This is a genomic window from Chitinophaga sp., from assembly GCF_036569125.1.
GTDB lineage: Bacteria > Bacteroidota > Bacteroidia > Chitinophagales > Chitinophagaceae > Chitinophaga.
This window is the reverse complement of record NZ_DATCRF010000389.1, coordinates 1-3480: the sequence shown is the minus strand read 5'-3', so window position 1 is coordinate 3480 and position 3480 is coordinate 1. Positions and strand designations below refer to the sequence as shown.

Here is a 3480-nt window from a genome sequence, read left to right as displayed (position 1 = left end):
GGTATGGACCAACGAGCAGCAGGGCAAGCTGGAAAATACCGATGTGCTGATCCGCGCCGGAAAAATAGCCCAGGTAGGCAAAAACCTGACGGCAGGTAATGCCCTGGTAATAGACGGTACCGGCAAACACCTGACGCCGGGTATCATAGATGAGCACTCCCACATTGCTATTACAAGGGGCGTGAACGAAGGTACCCAATCCGTAACATCAGAAGTACGTATAGCCGATGTGCTGAACCCGGATGATATTAATATTTACCGGCAGCTGAGTGGCGGTGTTACCTCCAGCCACCTGCTGCATGGTTCTGCCAACACCATTGGCGGACAAACACAGCTGATCAAGCTGCGCTGGGGCGCTAATGCGGAGGACCTGAAGTTTGCCGGCTGGGATCCTTTCATCAAGTTTGCGCTGGGTGAGAACGTAAAACAGTCCAACTGGGGCGAGAGCCAGCGTACCCGCTTCCCTCAAACGCGTATGGGGGTTGACCAGGTGCTGGATGATGCGTTTACCCGCGCTCGTGATTACGAAAAACAAGGTGCTGGCAAACGCCGCGACCTGGAGCTGGATGCGCTGGTAGAAATACTGAACCATAAACGTTTCATTACCTGCCACTCCTATGTGCAAAGCGAGATCAATATGCTGATCCATGAGGCAGATAAATTTGGGTTTACCGTAAATACGTTCACGCATATCCTGGAAGGGTATAAGGTGGCCGATAAAATGAAAAAACATGGGGCCGGCGCCTCCACCTTTGCTGATTGGTGGGCGTATAAAATGGAAGTACAGGATGCTATTCCATACAATGCTACTATTATGCAGCGTGTAGGGCTTACCGTAGCCATTAACTCTGATGATGCGGAAATGGCCCGCCGCCTGAACCAGGAAGCTGCCAAAAGCATCAAATATGGCGGCATGTCCGAAGAAGATGCGCTGAAAATGGTAACCCTGAACCCCGCTAAGCTGCTGCATATATCAGATAAGGTAGGCAGCATTAAACCCGGGAAAGATGGTGACGTGGTGTTATGGTCCGATGATCCGCTGAGCATTTATGCCAAAGCAGAAAAAACGATTGTAGATGGGGTGGTGTACTTTGACCGGCAGCACGATGCAGAGCTGCATCAACGCATAGCTGCGGAACGCAACCGCCTGATCCAGAAAATGCTGGCAGAAAAGAAAAAGGGCAGCCCGGTTGATAAAGTTAAACCTACCCGCGATGAGCTATGGAATTGTGAGGACATGGAAAGCGGCCACCAACATGGAACTACAGATAACCAGTAAAAATTTTAGATTTTAGAGTTACGATTTTAGATTTTCGGGAAGATCTCCGCTGCATTCAAATCTAAAATCGTAAATCTAAGATCCCAAATCACAAACTTTATGAAGAAGTATCTCATATTATATATCACTTGCCTGGCCTTCACCGGCAGGGCGCTGGCGCAGGAAACCGTTTACCCGGCAGCCGCGCAGCAGAAAACAATAGTGCTTACCCATGCCACTATTCACGTAGGCAACGGACAGGTAATAGAAAATGGCAGCATTGCATTTGCCAATGGAAAAATAACGGCTGTGGGCGCTGATGTGCCCAGCAGTGCCGATGCGCAGGTAATAGATGTACAGGGGCAGCACATTTACCCCGGTATTATTGCACCTGCTTCTGATGTGGGCCTTACGGAAGTGGAAAGCGTGCGGGCTACCAATGATTATGAGGAAGTAGGAGAGCTGAACCCTTCTGTACGTGCATTGATAGCCTATAACACAGATTCAAAAGTGATCAATACCCTGCGGGTGAACGGTATATTATTAGCGCAGGTAACACCGGCAGGCGACCTGTTATCAGGCTCCTCCTCCGTAGTGCAGCTGGACGCCTGGAACTGGGAAGACGCCGCTTACAAGGCAGATGATGGCCAGCACTTTTTTATGCCGCAGCTGCTGCCGCCCTCTAACCCTTTCCGCGGACCACAGCCGCCTGCCAACGACCGGGAGAAAGAAGCCTATGAAAAGATAGAAAGCGTACGCGCTTTTTTCCGTGAAGCCAAAGCCTATATACAGGAAGGCAAGCACACAGAAACTAACCTGAAATTTGAAGCCCTGCGCAAACTGTTCAACAAAGAGCAAAAGCTGTACATACACTGTAACATAGTAAAGGAAATGTTGCTGGCAGTGGATTTTGCCAAAGAGTTTGGTTTTGAGGTGGTAATTGTAGGTGGTTCTGATGCTTATATGATCCCCGACATCCTAAAGCAGAACAACATAGCTGTAATACTGGCCCAGCCGCATAGCCTGCCTACCATGCAGGATGATGATGTGGACCAGCCATATAAAACAGCCGCCCAGCTGCAGAAAGCAGGGGTATTATTCTGTATCAGTAATGAAGGTTTCTGGCAGCAGCGTAACCTGATGTTTGAAGCCGGTACTGCCAGCGCTTATGGTATGAGCAAGGAAGAAGCTTTAAGCGCCATTACGCTGAACACTGCTAAGATATTGGGTATTGATAAAACTACCGGTTCCCTGGAACCCGGTAAGGATGCTAATATTGCTGTAAGCACCGGCGATATACTGGATATGCGCTCCAATAATATTACCCATGCTTTTATTCAGGGCAGGGAAGTAAGCCTGGATAACAAACACAAGCAGCTGTATGAAAGATATAAGTATAAATATGGGTTGAAGTAAGTAAAAAGGTAAAAGTCAAAAATTAAAAAAGACGCGATGATCATCCGCGTCTTTTTTAATTTTTGACTTTTTTATTTTTTAAACCGCTTTTACGAGGTAATAGTTTGTTTTTCCCCGCTGTACAAGAATATAACGATCACGCAGCAACGAAGATTTGTTCACCACAAAATCCTGCGCCGTTACCTTGCTTTTATTGATGCTGATACCGCCATTCTGCAGCATTTTACGTGCTTCGCCTTTGCTGGCCAGTATCTTGGCATCGGAAATAAAGCTAATGATATCTTTACCGGTTTCCAGCTCTGCCAGCGGTACTTCTACCTGCGGTACGCCGCCCATAACTTCAAGCAGCTGCGCTTCTGTAAGGGATAGCAGCATTTCAGCCGTATCATTCCGGAATAACATTTCAGATGCCTTTACAGCAAATTCATATTCCTTTTCACCATGAATGAAAGTAGTTACTTCCTGTGCCAGTCTTTTCTGCAGCTGGCGTCGTCCGGGATCCTGCCGGTGCTCTGCTATCAATGCCTCTACCACAGGCTGCTCCAGGAAAGTGAAAGTGCGGATATAGCTTTCCGCATCCTCATCAGATGTATTGATCCAGAACTGGTAGAACAAATAAGGGGAGGTTTTTGCCGGATCTAACCACACATTGCCCTGCTCTGTTTTGCCAAACTTGGTACCATCCGCCTTCTTGATCAGCGGGCAGGTAAAGGCAAATGCCTCGCCATTGGCCTTGCGGCGAACGAGCTCAGTACCGGTGGTGATATTCCCCCACTGGTCGCTGCCCCCCATCTGCAGTTTACAGT

3 protein-coding genes are annotated in these 3480 nt (G+C 48.3%); 2 read left to right on the top strand and 1 reads right to left on the bottom strand.

The window, feature by feature from the left end; translation table 11 throughout:
- On the top strand, nucleotides 1–1279 hold a 1279-nt coding region (locus VIM87_RS14520; RefSeq protein ID WP_331997688.1), incomplete at its 5' end, for an amidohydrolase.
- Nucleotides 1280–1378: 99 nt separating this feature from the next.
- The gene (locus tag VIM87_RS14515) at nucleotides 1379–2674 is read left to right on the top strand and encodes an amidohydrolase family protein (RefSeq protein ID WP_331997687.1); all 1296 of its coding nucleotides are present in this window, start codon (nucleotides 1379–1381) and stop codon (nucleotides 2672–2674) included.
- Between the two features lie 78 nt (nucleotides 2675–2752).
- Here VIM87_RS14515 and tyrS read toward each other — a convergent pair.
- On the bottom strand, nucleotides 2753–3480 hold a 728-nt coding region (gene tyrS, locus VIM87_RS14510), incomplete at its 5' end, for a tyrosine--tRNA ligase (RefSeq protein WP_331997686.1).